The 18,381-nt window shown below is 75.9% G+C and carries 19 protein-coding genes; 15 read left to right on the top strand and 4 right to left on the bottom strand.

Annotation, left to right across the window (positions count from 1 at the left end):
• Window positions 1-5: 5 nt before the first annotated feature.
• Window positions 6-245 carry a hypothetical protein gene (locus LG379_RS06660; protein WP_225753818.1) on the bottom strand — a complete coding sequence of 80 codons (240 nt, stop codon included), beginning with the start codon at window positions 243-245 and terminating at the stop codon, window positions 6-8.
• 99 nt (window positions 246-344) lie between these two features.
• Between LG379_RS06660 and fdxA the strand changes: the two genes are divergently transcribed.
• From fdxA to LG379_RS06675, 3 genes are all read left to right on the top strand, one after another.
• Complete coding sequence (gene fdxA / locus LG379_RS06665) at window positions 345-668, top strand: ferredoxin (RefSeq protein WP_225753819.1); 324 nt, start codon at window positions 345-347, stop codon at window positions 666-668.
• 63 nt (window positions 669-731) lie between these two features.
• Window positions 732-1,859 (top strand): succinyldiaminopimelate transaminase, encoded by a 1,128-nt coding sequence (dapC, locus tag LG379_RS06670; protein WP_225753820.1) that lies wholly within the window; start codon window positions 732-734, stop codon window positions 1,857-1,859.
• Between the two features lie 300 nt (window positions 1,860-2,159).
• The gene (locus tag LG379_RS06675; protein WP_225753821.1) at window positions 2,160-3,458 is read left to right on the top strand and encodes a citrate synthase; all 1,299 of its coding nucleotides are present in this window, start codon (window positions 2,160-2,162) and stop codon (window positions 3,456-3,458) included.
• A 73-nt stretch (window positions 3,459-3,531) separates the two neighbouring features.
• On the opposite strand, the gene LG379_RS06680 is transcribed toward LG379_RS06675, so the two are convergent.
• Both LG379_RS06680 and dapD read right to left on the bottom strand, forming a co-directional pair.
• Window positions 3,532-4,428 (bottom strand): hypothetical protein, encoded by an 897-nt coding sequence (locus LG379_RS06680; protein ID WP_225753822.1) that lies wholly within the window; start codon window positions 4,426-4,428, stop codon window positions 3,532-3,534.
• A 15-nt stretch (window positions 4,429-4,443) separates the two neighbouring features.
• Window positions 4,444-5,406 (bottom strand): 2,3,4,5-tetrahydropyridine-2,6-dicarboxylate N-succinyltransferase, encoded by a 963-nt coding sequence (gene dapD / locus LG379_RS06685; protein ID WP_225753823.1) that lies wholly within the window; start codon window positions 5,404-5,406, stop codon window positions 4,444-4,446.
• A 51-nt stretch (window positions 5,407-5,457) separates the two neighbouring features.
• Between dapD and dapE the strand changes: the two genes are divergently transcribed.
• From dapE to LG379_RS06715, 6 genes are all read left to right on the top strand, one after another.
• Window positions 5,458-6,588: a succinyl-diaminopimelate desuccinylase gene (dapE, locus tag LG379_RS06690; protein WP_225753824.1), complete on the top strand. Its 1,131-nt coding sequence runs from the start codon at window positions 5,458-5,460 to the stop codon at window positions 6,586-6,588.
• A gap of 70 nt (window positions 6,589-6,658) precedes the next feature.
• Window positions 6,659-7,579 (top strand): TIGR00730 family Rossman fold protein, encoded by a 921-nt coding sequence (locus LG379_RS06695; RefSeq protein WP_225753825.1) that lies wholly within the window; start codon window positions 6,659-6,661, stop codon window positions 7,577-7,579.
• 102 nt (window positions 7,580-7,681) lie between these two features.
• Entirely contained in the window at window positions 7,682-8,668 is a 987-nt protein-coding gene (folP, locus tag LG379_RS06700; RefSeq protein WP_225753826.1) for a dihydropteroate synthase, read from the top strand.
• Window positions 8,669-8,676: 8 nt separating this feature from the next.
• Window positions 8,677-9,897: a hypothetical protein gene (locus LG379_RS06705; protein WP_225753827.1), complete on the top strand. Its 1,221-nt coding sequence runs from the start codon at window positions 8,677-8,679 to the stop codon at window positions 9,895-9,897.
• 158 nt (window positions 9,898-10,055) lie between these two features.
• The gene (locus LG379_RS06710; RefSeq protein ID WP_081802811.1) at window positions 10,056-10,223 is read left to right on the top strand and encodes a DUF3117 domain-containing protein; all 168 of its coding nucleotides are present in this window, start codon (window positions 10,056-10,058) and stop codon (window positions 10,221-10,223) included.
• Between the two features lie 8 nt (window positions 10,224-10,231).
• Window positions 10,232-11,896: a M17 family metallopeptidase gene (locus tag LG379_RS06715; protein ID WP_225753828.1), complete on the top strand. Its 1,665-nt coding sequence runs from the start codon at window positions 10,232-10,234 to the stop codon at window positions 11,894-11,896.
• Window positions 11,897-11,912: 16 nt separating this feature from the next.
• On the opposite strand, the gene LG379_RS06720 is transcribed toward LG379_RS06715, so the two are convergent.
• Window positions 11,913-12,545: an O-methyltransferase gene (locus LG379_RS06720; protein ID WP_225754879.1), complete on the bottom strand. Its 633-nt coding sequence runs from the start codon at window positions 12,543-12,545 to the stop codon at window positions 11,913-11,915.
• Between the two features lie 291 nt (window positions 12,546-12,836).
• Here LG379_RS06720 and sigE point away from each other — a divergent pair, with 291 nt between their 5' ends.
• The 6 genes from sigE (at window position 12,837) to LG379_RS06750 (ending at window position 18,381) form a co-directional block, all read left to right on the top strand.
• Window positions 12,837-13,541: an RNA polymerase sigma factor SigE gene (sigE, locus tag LG379_RS06725; RefSeq protein WP_255632895.1), complete on the top strand. Its 705-nt coding sequence runs from the start codon at window positions 12,837-12,839 to the stop codon at window positions 13,539-13,541.
• A complete protein-coding gene (locus LG379_RS06730; RefSeq protein ID WP_225753829.1) occupies window positions 13,538-14,686 on the top strand; it encodes a zf-HC2 domain-containing protein in 1,149 nt (382 codons plus the stop codon). The genes sigE and LG379_RS06730 overlap by 4 nt, the downstream gene beginning before the upstream one ends.
• A gap of 420 nt (window positions 14,687-15,106) precedes the next feature.
• Entirely contained in the window at window positions 15,107-16,231 is a 1,125-nt protein-coding gene (locus tag LG379_RS06735; RefSeq protein WP_225753830.1) for a S1C family serine protease, read from the top strand.
• A gap of 64 nt (window positions 16,232-16,295) precedes the next feature.
• Complete coding sequence (locus LG379_RS06740) at window positions 16,296-16,754, top strand: twin-arginine translocase TatA/TatE family subunit (RefSeq protein ID WP_225753831.1); 459 nt, start codon at window positions 16,296-16,298, stop codon at window positions 16,752-16,754.
• Window positions 16,755-16,816: 62 nt separating this feature from the next.
• A complete protein-coding gene (gene trpS, locus LG379_RS06745; protein WP_225753832.1) occupies window positions 16,817-17,845 on the top strand; it encodes a tryptophan--tRNA ligase in 1,029 nt (342 codons plus the stop codon).
• Window positions 17,842-18,381, top strand: a complete 540-nt coding sequence (locus LG379_RS06750) for a 2'-5' RNA ligase family protein (protein WP_225753833.1) — start codon at window positions 17,842-17,844, stop codon at window positions 18,379-18,381. The genes trpS and LG379_RS06750 overlap by 4 nt, the downstream gene beginning before the upstream one ends.

Consider the following 18,381-nt stretch of genomic DNA (forward strand, 5'->3'; position numbering starts at 1 on the left):
CCGCGTTAGGGCTGACGGCGCCGGCGGGGCGGCGGCGCCGGCGGGACGATCCTGCCGAGCACGATGTCGGCGGCGGGCACGTCGACCTCGCCGCGACGGGTCCGGATGCGCACGCCGTGGGGCCCGGTCCCCAGCAGGTCCCCGAGCACGTCAGACAGGCCGCCCTCGGCGAGCCGTCGCCGCACCACCACGCGGACGCCCACCGGCCAGGTGGTCCACGCCGGTCGACGTGCGGACTCCTCCATCACCTGAGGGATACTAGGTGGGCGCGCCCGCGCTGCGGCGGCGGACGGCGCAGCCGCAGGCCAGCCAGTACCCGACGCCAGTCGAAGGGATCGCCACCCGTGACCTACGTGATCGCCCAGCCGTGTGTGGACGTCAAGGACAAGGCCTGCATCGAGGAGTGTCCCGTCGACTGCATCTACGAGGGGAAGCGCTCGCTCTACATCCACCCGGACGAGTGCGTAGACTGCGGGGCGTGCGAGCCGGTGTGCCCGGTCGAGGCGATCTACTACGAGGACGACGTCCCCGCGCAGTGGAGCGAGTACTACACGGCGAACGTCGAGTTCTTCGACGTCCTCGGGTCCCCGGGCGGCGCGGCGAAGCTCGGCGAGATCGACCGGGACCACGCCATCATCGCGGCGCTGCCGCCCCAGAACGGCGCGTGACGCGCTCGGCGCCCTCGGCCCCCGTCGCGGCGCCGGGGCGTGGCGCCGGCCGGGCGGCCTGAGGTGGGTCTGCTGACCGGCGGGCTGCCGGACTTCCCCTGGGACACGCTCGTCCCGTTCAAGGACCGCGCCCGGCGCCATCCGGACGGTCTCGTCGACCTGTCCGTGGGCACGCCCGTCGACCCCACGCCGGCATTGGTGCGCGAGGCGCTGGCGGCCGCCGCCGACGCGCCGGGCTACCCCACGACGCACGGGACCGCAGCGCTGCGCGAGGCCGTCGTGGACTGGTTCGCGCGACGCCGTGGCGTGCCCGGGCTGGACCCCGACGCGGTCCTGCCCACCGTGGGCTCCAAGGAGCTCGTCGCCTGGCTGCCGTCCCTGCTGGGGCTCGGCGAGGGCGACGTCGTCGTCCACCCGGAGTGCGCGTACCCGACGTACGACGTCGGCGCCCGCCTCGCCGGCGCCACCCCCCTCCCCGCCGACGACGTCTCGGTGTGGGAGCGGCGTGACGACGTCCGGCTGGTCTGGCTCAACTCGCCCTCCAACCCCACCGGTGAGGTCCTCGGCGTCGAGGACCTGCGCCGGGCGGTCGCCGCCGCGCGTCGGATCGGCGCCGTCGTGGCGAGCGACGAGTGCTACGCGCTGCTGCCGTGGGCGGAGCCGTGGGTGACGCGGGGCGTGCCCAGCGTGCTGGACCCGGCGGTGACCGACGGTGACGTGCGCGGCCTCCTCGCCGTCCACTCGCTGTCCAAGCAGTCCAACCTGGCCGGGTACCGGGCGGCGTTCGTCGCCGGCGACCCGGCCCTGGTGCGGCGGCTGCTGGAGATCCGCAAGCACGCGGGCATGATCGTCCCCGCCCCGGTCCAGGCGGCGATGGCGACGGCCCTCGCCGACGACGAGCACGTCGCCCAGCAGCGCGAGCGCTACCGGCGCCGGCGGGCCGCGCTGCTGCGCGGGCTGGAGGCCGCCGGGCTGGAGGTGGACGGCTCGCCCGCCGGCCTGTACCTCTGGGCCCGGGCGGCGGGTGCCGGCCAGGACTGCTGGGCCACCGTCGGGGACCTCGCCGACCAGGGCATCCTCGTGGCGCCGGGCTCCTTCTACGGGCCGGCGGCGGCGCGCCACGTCCGGGTGGCGCTGACCGCCTCGGACGAGGACGTCGTCCGCGCGGCCGCCCGGCTCGAGGGCGCCTAGGACCGGCTCGTCCGCGAGTGCCGCCCGCGCTTGCGAGGGCCGACGGCGCGGATCCCTCGTCCCATGAATGGCCTGCGTCACGGGCAGGTTTGACGCTCCCTTGGTCCCCTGCGCCTGCTGCTTGACCGGTACTTGGGTCGAATCCGTGTGAGCGGGATCACGTCCCCCCAGGGACCTTGAACCCTCGTTGGGTTTTCGCAACCCGTCCTGCCGAACGTACTCTTACCGTGGCCGACGACGCCCCAACGCACGTCCGGACCCGCCGACATCCTCGCGCTGGGTCTGCTGCAAGGAGGAAGCATGACCCAGACTGCGACCACCCCGGTGGAGCTCCGTGTCGGTGACCGCTCGCTCGAGCTGCCGGTCCGTCCCGCGAGCATGGGCAACGACGGTGTCGTCGTCTCGTCGATGCTCAAGGAGACGGGGCTCGTCACCGTGGACCCCGGCTTCATGAACACCGCCTCGTGCGAGTCGGCGATCACGTACATCGACGGTGACGAGGGCGTGCTGCTGTACCGCGGCTACCCGATCGAGCAGCTCGCGGAGCGCTCCTCCTTCCTCGAGGTCGCCTACCTGCTCACCCATGGGGAGCTCCCGACGGCGGAGCAGCTGTCGGCCTTCACGGAGCGCGTCGAGCGGCACACCCACCTGCACGACAACTTCAAGGCCCTCATCGGCGCGTTCCCCGAGACCGCGCACCCGATGGCGGTCCTGTCGAGCGCCGTGTCGGCGCTGCCGGGGTACTACCCCGAGAGCGTGGACCCGTTCGACCCCGCCACCGTCGAGCTGGCGACCGTGCTGCTCCTGGCCAAGGCCCCGACCATCGCGGCGTACGCGCACCGCCGGGCCCTGGGCCAGGAGATGATCGGCCCGGACCAGGGCCGGGGCTACGTCGCCGACTTCCTGCGCATGGCCTTCCAGCCGAACGGCACCGTCTGGGAGCCGGACGAGACCATGGTCAAGGCGCTGGACCTGCTCCTCATCCTGCACGCGGACCACGAGCAGAACTGCTCGACGTCGACAGTGCGGATCGTCGGGTCGAGCCACGCGAACCTCTACGCGTCGGTCTCGGCCGGCGTCAACGCGCTCAGCGGACCGCTCCACGGCGGCGCGAACGAGGCCGTCCTGCAGATGCTCACCGAGATCCAGCAGTCCGGCGGCGACGCGACGGAGTTCATGCGCCGGGTGAAGAACAAGGAGCAGGGCGTCCGCCTCATGGGCTTCGGCCACCGGGTGTACAAGAACTACGACCCCCGCGCGGCGATCGTGAAGAAGGCGGCGGACGAGGTCCTGTCGGCGCTGGGCAAGCGTGACGAGATGCTCGACATCGCGATGCGCCTGGAGGAGATCGCGCTCAACGACGAGTACTTCATCGAGCGGAAGCTCTACCCCAACGTCGACTTCTACACCGGACTCATCTACAAGGCGATGGGCTTCCCCACGAGCATGTTCACCCCGCTGTTCGCGGTGGGCCGCATGCCCGGGTGGATCGCGCAGTGGCGCGAGATGATGAACGACCCGAGCACGAAGATCGGCCGTCCCCGGCAGGTCTACACCGGCCCGACGACGCGCGACGTCGCCCCGGTCGACCAGCGCTGAGCGGACCGGCCGTCCCCGGCGTGCGGGACCGGCCACGCACGCGCGAGCGGGCGCCAGTGCGCCGGCGTGACGCTCAGTCCGCGAGCGTCACCCGGACCTGACCCGCCGGGACGGGCTCGCGCGCCGGTCCCCAGGCGCCCTCGGCGCGGTCCCAGCGCCGGTCGGCGTGCTCGACCCCCACCACGTGGTGCGGCTCGGCGACGGCGACCGCCCAGTGCGCGACCGCCCACCCGGAGCGGGCGGGGTCGCCGCCGGGCAGGGACGCGCCGTCGAGGACGACGGCGCCCGTGGCGTCCACCGTCGCTGCGACCGTCCCCGCGAAGTCGCGCTGGACCCGGGCGGTGAGCTGCGCCGGGTCCCCGGACCCCTCGGGCTCGCGCAGGTCGCACGTCACCGTCGCCGCGCTCCAGCCCGTGAGCCCCGACGCCCACGCCCGCGAGCGGGTCTCGTGCTGGGCGTAGGCGTCCGGGAAGCCCGACCGCTGGACCCGCTGCGCCGCCACGGTGATCTCGAGCTCCTCGTACCCGTCCACCCGCGCCAGGGCGTCGAGGAAGGTGTTGGTGGAGTAGACGGGGTCCAGGATCTGCTCGACGGTGCCCCAGCCCTGCGACGGCCGCTGCTGGAAGATCCCCACGGAGTCCCGGTCGCCGTAGTCGATGTTGCGGAGCTTGGACTCCTGCAGCCCGGTCGCGAGCGCGATCGTCGCGGCCCGCGCCGGCATCCCGCGGTGCACCGTCGTCGCCGACAGGAGGGCGGCCGTCTCGGCCTGGTCCGGCTCGAGGTACCAGCGGGTCCCGTCCTGCTCGGCGGCGCACCGCACCGGGGTCACCGGTCCGACGTCGAGCCGCTCGAGGACGGCGGCCACCCCCAGCCCGGCGGCGCCCACGGCCAGGACGGTGAGGAGCAGTCCGCCGACGGCGCGCCGGGCACCGGGCCGCTGCCGGGTCTGCCGGGACGGGGGTCGGCTCACGACGGCGTCACGCCCTCAGTTGGCGTGCAGCGCGGCGTTGAGCTCGATGCCGCCGCCGCTGCGCGCGTGCACCTCGACGGCGCCCGAGACGGAGTTCCGGCGGAAGAGCAGCCCGTCCTGCCCGGCGAGCTCGCGCGCGGCCACGACGCGGGTGGCCCCGTCGTCGTCGCCGGCCACGGTGACCTTCGTGCCGGCGGTGAGGTACAGACCCGCCTCGACGACGCAGTCGTCGCCGAGCGGGATCCCCAGACCGGCGTTGGCCCCCAGGAGCGACCGCCGCCCGACGGAGATGACGACCCTGCCGCCGCCGGAGAGCGTGCCCATGATCGAGGCACCGCCGCCGATGTCGCTGCCGTCACCGACGACGACGCCCGACGACACGCGTCCCTCGATCATCGACGTGCCCAGGGTGCCGGCGTTGAAGTTCACGAAGCCCTCGTGCATCACCGTCGTGCCCGGGGCGAGGTGCGCACCCAGCCGCACCCGGTCGGCGTCGGCGATGCGGACACCGGACGGGACGACGTAGTCGACCATCCGCGGGAACTTGTCCACGCCCAGGACGGTCGGTGCGACCCCGTGCGTGGCGCGCAGCCGCAGGCGCGTGGCCTCGAAGCCCTCGACGGCGCACGGTCCCCGGTCGGTCCAGACCACGTTCGGCAGGACGGCGAAGATGCCGTCGAGCTCGAGCCCGTGCGGCTGGACGAGGCGGTGCGAGAGGAGGTGCAGCCGCAGGTACGCGTCCGCGGTGTCGGCCGGCGGGGCGTCGAGGTCGACGCGGGTCGTCACCACGACGGTCCGCACGCCGCGCGCGGGGTCGTCAACGGCGGCCGCGACGAGATCGGCGGGCGCCTCCGAGCCGTCCGGCTCGCCCAGGGCCGGGGCGGGGTACCAGACGTCGAGCACGGTGGGTCGGCCGTCGGGGCCGTCGGGCAGGGTCGTGGTGGCGAGGCCGTGGCCCCAGGCAGTGCGCGCGGTCATGATGTCGAAGGGTAGGCGAGCCCGTCGGGGCGCCGTGGATAGGGTCATCGTGTGAACGCCGCACCCCCGACGACGCCCGCGCTCGACCTGTCCACCGACGTCCTCACGCTGACGCGGGCGCTGTGCGACGTGCCGTCGGTGAGCGGCACGGAGACGGCCGTCGCGGACCTCGTCGAGGCGGCGCTGCGGCGCCTGCCGCACCTGGAGGTGCTGCGCGACGGGGACGCCGTGATGGCGCGGACGACGCTGGGGCGCCCCGAGCGCGTCGTCGTCGCGGGCCACCTCGACACCGTCCCGGTCGCCGGGAACCTGCCGACGTGGGTCGAGGGGGAGGGTGCGACGGCCGAGCTCTGGGGCCGGGGGACGGTCGACATGAAGGGCGGCGTGGCGGTGCAGCTGGCGTGCGCCGCGGCCGTCACGGAGCCGGTCCGCGACGTCACGTGGGTCTTCTACGACCACGAGGAGGTGGCGTCGGAGCTCAACGGCCTCGGACGGCTGGTCCGCCACCACCCCGACTGGCTGCGGGCCGACATGGCCGTGCTCTGCGAGCCGACGTCGGGCGCGATCGAGGGCGGCTGCAACGGCACGCTCCGCGTCGAGGTGACGGTCCCCGGGCGGGCAGCGCACTCCGCCCGCGCCTGGCGCGGCGTCAACGCGGTCCACGCGGCGGCCCCGCTGCTGCAGGCCCTCGCCGCGTACACCGCGCGGGAGGTCGGGGTCGACGGCCTCACGTACCGCGAGTCGCTCGGCGCGGTCCTCATCACGGGTGGCGTCGCGACCAACGTGGTGCCGGACCGTTGCGTCGTCACGGTCAACTACCGGTTCGCGCCGTCCCGGTCGCCGCAGGAGGCGGAGGCGCACGTGCGCGAGCTGGTGGACGGCGTCGGCATCCCGGGCGTGCAGGTCGAGGTGACCGACGCCGCGCCCGGCGCCCGCCCCGGCCTGGACCACCCTGCGGCCGCCGCGATGGCGTCGACGGTGCAGCGGCTCACGGGCCGGGCGCCCGCGGCCAAGGTGGGCTGGACCGACGTCGCGCGCTTCGCCGAGCTGGGCGTCCCGGCGGTGAACTTCGGACCGGGTGACCCGTCGCTGGCGCACGCCGACGACGAGCGGTGTCCCGTCGCCGACCTCACCACGTGCCTCGACGCGCTGCGGACGTGGCTCACGGACCCGCACGCCTGAGTCGCGCAGCGCTGCGCGCGAGGCGCGTCCTGCGATGCCCGCGCGGGGACGTGCTCGTAGGCTCGCCACCATGGACGACAGCAGCACGGACGAGCCGACGCAGGGCGTCGGAGGCACGAACGGCGACGGCAGGCAGGGCGCGACCGGCAACGGCCGCGGTGGCAGGGGGAACGGGCACACGAACGGGAACGGGTACCGCCGCGGGCCCGTGCTGCTGCGCCGTGGCCAGATCCCCGGCTCCACCAGCGACCAGCGGCTGCTGGCCCAGGGCGGCGACGCGGACTGGGTGCACATGGACCCCTGGCGCGTCATGCGGATCACCAGCGAGTTCGTCGAGGGCTTCGGAGCCCTGGCCGAGGTCGGCCGGGCCGTGAGCGTCTTCGGCTCCGCGCGGACCAGGCCGGACGCCCCGGACTACGAGACGGGGCGCGCCGTGGGCCGCGGGCTCGCCGAGGCCGGGTTCGCCGTCATCACCGGCGGTGGACCGGGGATCATGGAGGCCGCCAACCGGGGCGCGTGCGAGGGCGGCGGGCTGTCCGTGGGCCTCGGGATCGAGCTCCCGTTCGAGCAGGGCATGAACGACTGGGTCGACCTCGGCGTCAACTTCCGCTACTTCTTCGCCCGCAAGACCTGCTTCGTGAAGTACTCCCAGGGCTTCGTCGTCCTGCCGGGTGGCTTCGGCACGTTCGACGAGCTGTTCGAGTCGCTCACGCTCGTGCAGACCCACAAGGTGACGGGGTTCCCCATCGTGCTGGTGGGGCGCTCGTACTGGCAGGGCCTCATCGACTGGCTCGGGGGAGAGGTCCTCTCCCGTGGCGCGATCGACGCCGTGGACCTCGACCTGCTCGAGATCGTCGACACCGCGCAGGAGGCGGTCGCGCGCGTCCAGGAGCGCAGCGAGGCGCTGCTCGCCGAGGAGGAGGCGGTCCGGGCCAACGCAGCGGCCGAGAAGGAGGCGGAGCGCGCCTCCCGGTCGGCTCGCGGTCGCTGACCCGCGCCGGCACGGCCAGCTCGGTGTGCGCACGCCGGGACGCGGAGCCCCCGGGCCCTCGCGCGTCCCGGCGTCCCCGCCCGCATGGTCGATGATGGCGGCGTGAGCGAGCCCGCCCCCACCGCCCCCGACGCGGCGTCGCCCCGTGCCGACGTCCCGCCCGCCGGCGTCCCCCTGGTGCTGCGGGGGCGCGTGCTCGCGGCGGACCGCGGCGCGGTCATGGCGGTCGTCAACCGGACCCCCGACTCCTTCTACGCCGCGGCACGGGCCGCCGACGACGACGCCGCGCTCGCGGCCGTCGCGCGCGCCGTCGAGGAGGGCGCCGACCTCGTCGACATCGGCGGGGTGCGGGCCGGGCGGGGGCCGGTCGTCCCGGTCGAGGAGGAGGTCCGTCGCGTGCTGCCCCTGGTCCGGCTCGTGCGGGACGCCTTCCCCGACCTGCCGATCAGCGTGGACACCTGGCGCGCCGAGGTGGCGGAGGCCGTCGTGGACGCGGGCGCGGACCTCATCAACGACACGTGGGCCGGGCACGACCCGCGGCTGGTCGAGGTCGCCGGCCGTCACGGGGTCGGGATCGTGTGCTCCCACACCGGCGGCCTGCCGCCGCGCACGGACCCCTGGCGGCCGCGCTACCCCCTGCCGGAGGGGCTGCGGCCCGAGCACCCGGCCGCGCCCGGCGCGGACCCGCTCGACGGCGTCCTGCTCGACGTCCTGGCGACGCTGCGCGCCGCCGCGCGCCGCGCGGTGGACGCCGGTGTCGACCCGCGGTCGGTCCTCGTCGACCCGACGCACGACTTCGGCAAGACGACCTGGCACTCCCTGCACCTCACCCGGCGCGCCCGTCGGCTGGTCGAGCTCGGCCACCCGGTGCTCATGGCCCTGAGCCGGAAGGACTTCGTGGGGGAGTCCCTCGGCCTGCCGGTCGACGACCGGCTCGAAGGCACCCTCGCCGCGACGGTCGTCGCCGCGTGGCAGGGCGCGACCGTGTTCCGGGCGCACGACGTCCGGGCCACGCGCCGGACGCTGGAGATGGTCGGCGTGCTGCGGGGCGAGCGTCCTCCGGCCCGCACGACCCGCGGGCTCGTCTGACGGCGCCGGTGGCGCCCCGCTCCTGGCCGTGGTGGCTCCAGGTCCTCCTCGTCGCCGTCGCCGCCCGCGCGGCGTCGGCGGTGGTGCTCCTCGTGGTGGCACGGCAGCAGGCGGCGACGCCCTGGGCCGGGGCGGCGCCGTCCTACACGGAGTACGTGGGGCTGTTCTGGGACGCCTCGTGGTACCGGGAGATCGCCGAGCAGGGCTACCCCGAGGCGCTGCCGCGCGGCGCCGACGGCGCGGTCCTCCAGAACGCCTGGGCCTTCTTCCCGCTGTTCCCGCTGCTGGTCCGTCCGCTGCTCGCGCTGGGCGTCCCCTGGTCGGTGGCGGCGCCGGCGCTCGCCACCGTGCTTGGGGTGGTCGGGCTCCTGGTGGTGCACCGGGCGGTCCAGGCGTTCCTCGACCGCTCCGGCGCCTCCGGGACCGGCACGGGACCGCCGGCCGGGTCCTCGGCCCTGCCGATCGTGACCGTCGCCGTCGTCGCCACCCACCCGGCCTCACCGGTCCTGCAGGCCGCCTACACGGAGTCCCTCGCCCTGCTCCTCGTCGCGGCGACCCTGCTGGCCCTGGTGCGTCGTCGCTACGGCCTCGTGCTGCTGCTCGTCCCTCTGCTCGGGCTGACCCGTGCGGTCGCCCTGCCGATGACCGTCGTCGTCCTCGCGCACGTGGTGGACCGGGCGCGCCGGCGCGACGACGTCTTCCCCCGGGCGGACCGCGCCCTGCTCGCGCTCGCCGCGCTCCTCACGCCGGCGTCGGGGCTGCTGTGGCCGACGGTCGTCGGGCTCGCCACCGGGGAGCCCGACGCCTACGCCCTCACGCAGGGCGCCTGGCGCGGCCGCGGCGCCGTCGTCCCGCTCCTGCCGTGGTGGGACGTCGCCCGCTTCCTCGTGGAGGACGCCGCGCCCGCCCTCCTCACGGTCGCCGCCCTGGCGCTCGTGGCGCTCGCGGTGTGGCCGCGGCTGCGGGCGCTCGGGCCCGAGGCGTGGGCGTGGGTCGCGGGCTACGCCGGCTACCTCGTCGTGGTGCTCGAGCCGGGCACCAGCCTCGTCCGCTTCAGCCTCCTCGCCTTCCCGGCGGCCGCCGCGGCGTCGTCGGCGGCCCTGGCCCGTGGCGGCCGGGCCCGGCGCACCGTCGCGGTGGGCGCCCTGGTGCTCGTCGGCCTGCTCGGCCAGGTCCTGTGGGTCTGGCTCCTGTGGCGTCTCGTGCCGCCGTCCGGCTGGCCCCCGTGACGTCCGGCGCGACGGCGTCGCAGGTCGCGCGCGTGCGGGGGACCGGCGGAGCGGACGGGTGAACTAGACTTCCCCCGGACGACCGCACGGGACGTCCGGTCCCGCAGGGCCGGAGACGGCCGGTGCGGCAGGCGACGCACGGGAAGAGGGAGCCATCCATGGCCGCCATGAAGCCGAGGACGGGTGACGGTCCGCTCGAGGTCACGAAGGAGGGCCGCGGCATCGTCATGCGCGTCCCGCTCGAGGGGGGCGGTCGTCTGGTCGTCGAGCTCAACGCGACCGAGGCGAGCGAGCTGGGTGAGGCGCTGACCTCCGTCGTCAGCTGACGCCCGCGGTGACGACCGCCGCAGCGGCCCCCCGCCGCCGGCCACCCGCAGGCCGCCGAGGACCCGACGCACCCCGACCTGGCGCAGCCGCGTTCGAGGTCGGCGACCTCCTGGACCGCTTCCCCACGATCAGCGTGGTCGCGGGCGACGTCTCGTCGTCATCGCTGCTCGCCGACGACGGGGTGGATGCCCTCGTGCTGCCCGTGGCGCCGCCCGGCGACGAGGACGAGGGCGTGCAGCCCCGGGTGGGCACGGTCGACGCGGCCGTGCGCTACGGCCTCGACCTCGCCCAGCTGACCGACGCCCTCGCGGCGGACGGCAGGCCGGGACAGCTGCACGTCGTGACGCTGCCGCGGGCGATCGCCGGGACGCCGGACCTGCCGTGGGCGGGCCTGCCCTCGAGGCTCGTCGTCGTGGGTGTCGGCGCCGGCACCCCCGCGGACCTGCGCCGCGCCGGCGCGGCGATCGCCAAGGCCACGCGGCGCCGGCGTCGCGTCGTCACGACCGTCGGCTCCGACGCCGGTCCGGGCGGCGTCCGTGCGCTCGCGGAGGGCTACCTGCTCGGCGCCTACCGGCACCCGAGCGCGGCATCGTCGCCCAGCGGGGGGGCCGATCGGGAGGACGCCCCGGCCGAGGAGCTGGTCCTCCTGGGCGACCACGACCCCGCGGCCGTCACCGACGCGCGGCGGCTCGTACGGGCCTCGTGGGTCGCCCGGGCACTCAGCGCCGTGCCCTCCTCGGTGAAGAGCCCCGCCTGGATGGCCGAGCGGGCCGTCGAGATGGGGGAGGCCGCGGGTCTCTCGGTCGAGGTCCTCGGCGTGGACGAGCTCGGGAGCCGCGGCTTCGGCGGCGTGCTGGCCGTCGGGCGCGGGTCCGCCTCCGAGCCGCGGCTCGTCGTCGTCCGCTACGAGCCCGCCCCGACCACGTCGGGTGTGCCGCCGCGGCACGTCGTCGTGGTAGGCAAGGGGATCACCTACGACACCGGCGGCCTGTCGATCAAGCCGCGCGAGGCCATGGTCCCGATGAAGACCGACATGACCGGCGCGGCCGTCGCCCTCGCCACGGTCCTCGGTGCGGCGGAGGCCGCGCTGGACCACCGGGTGACGGCGGTGCTGCCGCTCGCGGAGAACGCCGTCGGCGCCGCCTCGTGGCGGCCGGGCGACGTGGTCACCACGTTCGGTGGCACGACGGTCGAGATCGCGAACACCGACGCGGAGGGCCGCATGGTCCTGGCGGACGGCCTCGCGTACGCCGACGCCGCGCTCGACCCGGACGTGCTGGTGGACGTCGCGACGCTGACCGGCGCCGCGACGCTCGGGCTGGGCCGAGGGCACGGTGCGCTCTACACGCACGACGACGCCCTGGCGCGGGCCTTCGAGGAGGCCGGCGCCGTGGCGGGGGAGCCGCTGTGGCGGATGCCGCTGGTCGCCGACTACCGCGCCGCGCTGCACTCCGACGTCGCCGACGTGCGCCACGTGCCCGGCGACGGCTGGGTCGGCGCGGGGTCGATCACCGCGGCGCTGTTCCTCGAGCGGTTCGCGGGCGCACGTCGCTGGGTGCACCTCGACATCGCCGGGCCGGCGCGGTCGACCTCGACCAAGGACGACGTGCCCGAGGGCGCGACCGGGTTCGGCGCCCGCGCGATCCTGGAGTGGCTGACGCGCCTCGGGTGAGCCGTGACCCGCGAGGTCAGACGCGGGCGGCGAGGAGCAGGCCGTCGCCGCTCGGGAGCATCGCGGGGACGACGCGATCGTCGTCACGGAGGGATCGGGTGACCTCGCGCAGGGCCGTCGTCACCTCGTCGCGGCGGGCCGGGTCCGGCACGCGGTCCTCGTGCAGCGCGTGCGCCAGGGCGACGACGCCGCCCGGCCGGAGCAGGCGCAGGGCGTGCTGGACGGTCGCCGCCGCCTCGAGCGGGTCGCCGTCGAGCAGGACGAGGTCGTAGCCGCCGTCGGTGAGGCGCGGCAGGACGTCGAGCGCGCGCCCGGTGATGGTGCGGACGCGGGTCGGCCGCACACCGGCGTCCGCGAACGTCTGCTTGGCGGCGCGCTGGTGCTCCGCCTCCGTGTCGATCGTCGTGAGCACGCCGTCGGGCGCCATGCCCCGCAGGAGCCACAGCCCGGAGACACCCGTGCCCGTGCCGACCTCGACGACCGCACCGGCGCGCAGGGCCGCCGCCACGAGGCGCAGGACCGCGCCCTGTCCGGGTGAGACGGCCGGGACGCCGAGCTGGGCGGCACGGTCGGCTGCGCGGAGCAGCGCGTCGTCGGACGGCAGGAAGTCCTCGCTGTAGGCCCAGCTGACGGACTTGTCGGGTGTGATGGTGTCCTCCGGAGGTCGAGGCGACGCCTCGCGGCAGGTGAGCGGGCGCCTGCGCGATGCTACCGCTCGGGGCGCCGCCCGCCCGGGACGCGCGACCGGCGCGGCCCGCCCGGGAACGCGGTGGCCGTCCCGCACGTTCCCGGTCCGACGGCGCTCGTGCCGCCGGACCGTTCAGGTGGTTGCCAGGGTGAGCCGTCATGCTGGGAGCCTGCCGCGGCACCGCGACGGTGCACGGTGCCCATGGGGGCGGACGGCGGACGCGTGGGGGATCGGGTCGGGACGGAGGGTCGGGTGCGGACAGGGCTGCGGTGGCGGCGCGACGAGGGCACGGCCGACGGCGTGCCCGCCGGCGCAGCCGCGAGCACGCCGTCCGGCACGCCCTCCGCCTCGCTCGCCCACGCCGCTCCGGACAGCCCGGCGCCCGAACGGGCCCCGGGCGAGGCCCCGCCCACCTGGGAGGCGATCGTGGCGGAGCACTCCGCCCGGGTGTACCGCCTCGCCTACCGGCTGACCGGCAACCAGCACGACGCCGAGGACCTCACCCAGGAGACGTTCGTCCGCGTCTTCCGCTTCCTGTCCACCTATACGCCCGGCACCTTCGAGGGCTGGCTCCACCGCATCACCACCAACCTCTTCCTGGACCAGGTGCGCCGCCGCCGCCGGATCCGCATGGACCCGCTCGGGGAGGACGCCGGCGACGTCGTCGGTCCGGCGGGGCTGGGCACCCCGGAGCGCGGGTTCGAGCACGCCAACCTCGACCAGGACGTGCAGCGGGCGCTCGACGCGCTCTCTCCCGAGTACCGCGCCGCCGTCGTGCTGTGCGACATCGAGGGTCTCTCCTACGAGGAGATCGCGGTCACGCTCAACATCAAGCTGGGGACGGTGCGCTCGCGCATCCACCGCGCCCGCGCGCAGCTGCGCGAGTCGCTCGCGCACCGCGCCCCCGCGGCGGTCGACGGCGGCGCAGGCCGCGCGGAGGTGCCGTCAGCACGATGAGCCACCTGGGGAGCCAGCTCAGCGCCCTCGTGGACGGGCAGCTGCCGCCGGCCGCCGCGGAGCGGGTGCTGGAGCACGTGGCGGCGTGCGCCGCCTGCGCGGAGGAGCTCCGGTCGGCGCGTGCGGCACGGGCGGCGCTGTGGTCGGCGGGCGACGTGCCGCCCGCGCCGGACCTCACCGCGCGGCTCCTCGCGCTCGGCGGCCCGAGCGCCCGTGACCGAATCCCGGGTCGTCCCGCGCCGCAGCAGCCGCCCCGTCCCGTGGTGGGCTTCTCGGGCTCCGTGCCGCTGCCGGGGCACGAGCCGCTGCGGGTCCCGCGCGGCTGCCTGCAGGGCGACGTCGTCCACCGGCGCCTCCCGCGTTCCGTCGTCGTGGCGGCCGGGGGGTGCGTCGCCGCCTTCGTCGGGGGCCTCGCCGCGCTGGGCGGCGGGCCGGCGGTCGTGCCCGAGACCCAGCGGTCCTACGCCATGGCGCTCCTCGCCGCCGCGCCCGATGCCCCCCTGGCCGAGGCGTCGGGGCCCACCGGGCCGGCGGCACGGCCGGAGGCCGACGGGCCGGACGCGGGCGGATCGGCGGGCGCCGCCGCGGTGTCCCGGCGCTGGCCGGGCCGGACCGCAGGAGCGCTGGGCGCGGGGGCCGTCGAGCCGCTCGCCGACCAGGACGCCGCGGGCGCGCTCGGACCGAGCTCCGTCGCGACCGACGTGTCGCTCACCGGCGAGGACGCGCACCAGGAGGTCCTCACGTGGATGGCCGACCACGGGTGGGCCAGCCCGGTCGCGCTGCCCGAGACCGTCCGTGTCACCGGGCTGCGGCTGGACAGCGGCGGGCCCGGGAGCCTCGAGCTGGACCTCGTGGGGCCCAGCGGTCCGGTCGTGGTGGTGCAGGAGCACGGGCGGCTCCACCCGGACGCCGTCCGCGACATGCCCGTCGTCGACGTCGGCGGCCGCTCCGTCCGCGTCGTCTGCAACGACCCCTGGTACGTCGTCTGGCAGTCCGGCGACTCCGTGGTGACCGTGGTCGCCGACGCCCCGACGGCCGACGTGCAGGAGCTCGTCGCCGCGCACCCCGCGGCCGCGTACGACGACGGGGTGGGCGCCCGGCTGTCGCGCGGCTGGGACACGCTCACGGGATCATGGGTCCCGTGACCGACCCCCGCGACAACCCCTTCGCCGCGCCGGAGGTCGGCTTCCAGGGCGCGGCGAACCCGCCCGAGGCCCCGCCGCCCACCCACGGGCCACGCCACGGGGCAGCCTCCCCGCGGCGCGCTGCCGCCCGGGCAGGTCCCCGGAGGCGCCTCCGTCGGCGCGCCCTCGGACCGTCCCGCGGCTCCCCACGGCGCACGTGCGTCCCGCGGCGGGGACGTCTGGTCCCGCGGCGCCACGTGGTCGTCGACCGGGCCGGGCACCACCCAGGCCCCGCCACGGCCGGCGTCGGAGGGCCCGCAGCGTCCGGGGTCGTCGGGATCGCCGGCGCCGTGGGCCACGGCGGGCACGGGTCCCTACCGGGGCGCGGACGGCCCGGGGTACCCGGCCGGCCCGGGTGGTGTCGACAGCTGGGGCCGTCCGGTGCCCGCCCGGCGGGAGCGCCGGTCGCGCCTCGGCGCCGGGTGGGTCGTCGCGCTCGTGCTGCTGTCGCTGGTCGCCGGTGCGCTCGGCGGCTGGGGGGCGCAGCAGGTGGTCGCCCAGCAGGAGGAGACCCGACGCCCGGACGGCTCGCTGCCGGTCTCCGTCGAGCGTGACCCCGCCTCCGGCGAGCTGACGGGGGTGGCGGGGATCGCGGCCGCCGTGCTCCCGAGCGTCGTGGCGATCGAGGTCCGTGGGCCCGAGGGCGCGGGGACCGGGTCGGGGTTCGTGCTGCGGGAGGACGGCTACATCCTCACCAACAGCCATGTCGTGTCCGCGGCCGACGGCGGCGGCGGCCAGGTCGTCGTCGTCTTCGCGGACGGCAGCGAGGAACCCGCCGAGATCGTCGGGCGCACCCCTGAGTACGACCTCGCGGTGATCCGCGTCGACCGGACCGGCCTGACGCCCCTGGCGCTGGCCGACTCCGACGCCGTCGTCGTCGGTGACCCCGTCATCGCCATCGGCGCCCCGCTGGGCCTGCAGAGCACGGTCACCACGGGTATCGTCAGCGCGCTCAACCGTCCGGTCACCGCGGGCAACCAGGACGAGACGGCCTTCATCAACGCGATCCAGACGGACGCGGCCATCAACCCGGGCAACTCCGGCGGGCCGCTGGTCGACGCCGACGGCCAGGTCGTCGGGATCAACTCCGCCATCGCCCAGCCGCCCGGTCTCGGTGCGGCGGGCGGCAGCATCGGCCTCGGCTTCGCGATCCCGTCCAACCAGGCGCGCCGCACCGCGGAGGAGCTCATCGAGACCGGGCGCGCGACCTACCCGGTGATCGGCGTGCTCCTCGACGGCACCTACGACGGCGAGGGCGTGCGCGTGGCGACCGAGCCGCAGCCGGATCTCGGTCAGCCCGTGACCCCCGACGGGCCGGCGGACCGCGCCGGGATCCGGCCGGGCGACGTGATCCTCGAGATCGACGGCCGGCCCGTCACCGCCAGCGACGAGCTCATCGTCGCCATCCGCGCCCGGGCGCCCGGCGACGCGGTGACCCTCACGGTGCGCAGCGGCGAGGAGGAGCGCGAGGTGCGCGTCGTCCTGGACGAGGTCGCCAGCGAGTGAACCGCGGCTGAGCGTCCGGGCGGACCCCGGTCCGGACGTCGGCCCGCGCGGTTAGCATGACGGCGTGTTCGGGATCAACGGCGGCGAGGTCCTCGTCCTCCTGCTGGTGGCGCTCGTCGTCGTCGGCCCCGAGCGCCTGCCCCGGTACGCCGAGCAGCTCGGCGGCTGGGTCCGCCAGCTGCGCGGCTTCGTGCGGACCGCCAAGGAGCGGGTCGCCGAGGAGATGGGCGAGGAGGGCGCGGACGTCGACTGGTCGCAGCTGGACCCGCGCCGGTACGACCCGCGGCGCATCGTCCGGGAGGCGCTCCTGGACGACGAGCCGCCACCCGTCCTGGGTCGCCGGTACACCAGCGGTGCGACGCGCCGGGTGAGCCCGTCCGGCGCCGCCGGCGCGGCCGGTGCCGTCGGGGTCGCGGCGGCCGGCCGGGCGCGGACGTCAGCGGCCGGCGACGTGGCGGGTGCGGACGCCGAGGGAGCCGGTGACGCGTACGTGCCCCCGCCCTTCGACCCCGACGCCACCTGACCGCACCGGCCCGCGCCGGCGGGTGGCCGGGACACCCCGGTCGGCCTGCGAGAATGCTCCGCATGTCCGACGCGGCGCAGCGACCTCGCATCCTCTCCGGCATGCAGCCCACCTCCGACTCCCTGCACCTCGGGAACTACCTCGGGGCCCTCACCAGCTGGGTGGCGCTCCAGGACGACTACGACGCGCTGTACACGGTCGTCGACCTGCACGCCCTCACGGTGAGCCCGGACCCGGCGCTGCTGCGGGAGCGGACGCGCCGCACGGCGGCGCAGTACCTCGCCGCGGGCGTCGACCCGGGCCGCTCCCTGCTCTTCGTCCAGAGCCACGTCCCGGAGCACACCCAGCTCGCCTGGGTGCTGTCGTGCTTCACGGGCTTCGGCGAGGCGTCGCGGATGACCCAGTTCAAGGACAAGTCCGCGCGCGGGGGAGCCGAGGCGGCCAACGTCGGGCTCTTCACCTACCCGGTCCTCATGGCCGCGGACATCCTGCTGTACGACGCGGCCCTCGTCCCGGTGGGGGAGGACCAGCGCCAGCACCTGGAGCTCACGCGCGACCTGGCGCAGCGCGTCAACTCCCGGCACGAGGGGACCTTCGTGGTCCCCGAGCCGCACATCGTCCGTGAGACGGCGAAGATCTACGACCTGCAGGAGCCGACGTCGAAGATGAGCAAGTCGGCGTCCACGCCGAACGGGCTCGTCGAGCTCCTGGACGACCCGAAGGTCGTCGCGAAGCGGATCCGCTCGGCCGTCACGGACGCGGAGCGCGAGATCCGGTTCGACCGCGAGGCCAAGCCCGGGGTGTCCAACCTGCTGACGATCCACTCGGCGCTGAGCGGGCGCCCGGTCGCCGAGCTCGAGGACCACTTCGCGGGCCGGGGCTACGGGGACCTCAAGAAGGAGCTCGCGGAGCTCGTCCTCGAGCTCCTCGAGCCGTTCCAGGCGAAGGTGCACGAGTACCTGGACGACCCGGCGGAGCTGGATGCCGTCCTCGCCGAGGGCGCCGAGCGCGCACGGGCGATCGCCGGCGCGACGCTCGAGCGCGTCTACGACGCCGTCGGTCTGCTCCCGGCACGGGTGGCGCGGGGATGAGGCTCCCGGAGCGGACGGGCGACCAGCGCAGGGTCGGCGTCGCGATCGAGGTGCCGCAGCCGTACGGCGGCCGGCTCCAGACGGCGCGGGCGGGCTTCGGCGACCCGCTGGCGGACGCGATCCCGCCGCACGTGACGCTGCTGGGTCCCACCGTCCTCGAGCCGGACGAGGTCGCGGAGGTGTACGCGCACCTGGAGGACGTGGCCGCACGCCACGCGCCGTTCCGGCTGCACCTGCGCGGCACCGGGAGCTTCCGCCCGGTCAGCGCGGTCGTCTTCGTCCAGGTGGTCGAGGGCATCGCGGAGTGCGAGCAGCTCGAGCGGGCGGTGCGCAGCGGACCGCTCGAGCAGGACGTGCGGTTCAACTACCACCCGCACGTCACCATCGCCCACGACGTCGCGGAGGACGCGCTGGACCGTGCCTTCGAGGAGATGGCCGGGTTCGAGGCCGTGTTCGCCGTGGACACCGTGCAGGTCTACGAGCACGGCGACGACGGCGTCTGGCGCCCGGTCGCCCCGTTCCGGCTCGGCGGCTGA

It is taken from the genome of Actinotalea sp. Marseille-Q4924 (assembly GCF_916618755.1).
Lineage (GTDB): Bacteria > Actinomycetota > Actinomycetes > Actinomycetales > Cellulomonadaceae > Actinotalea.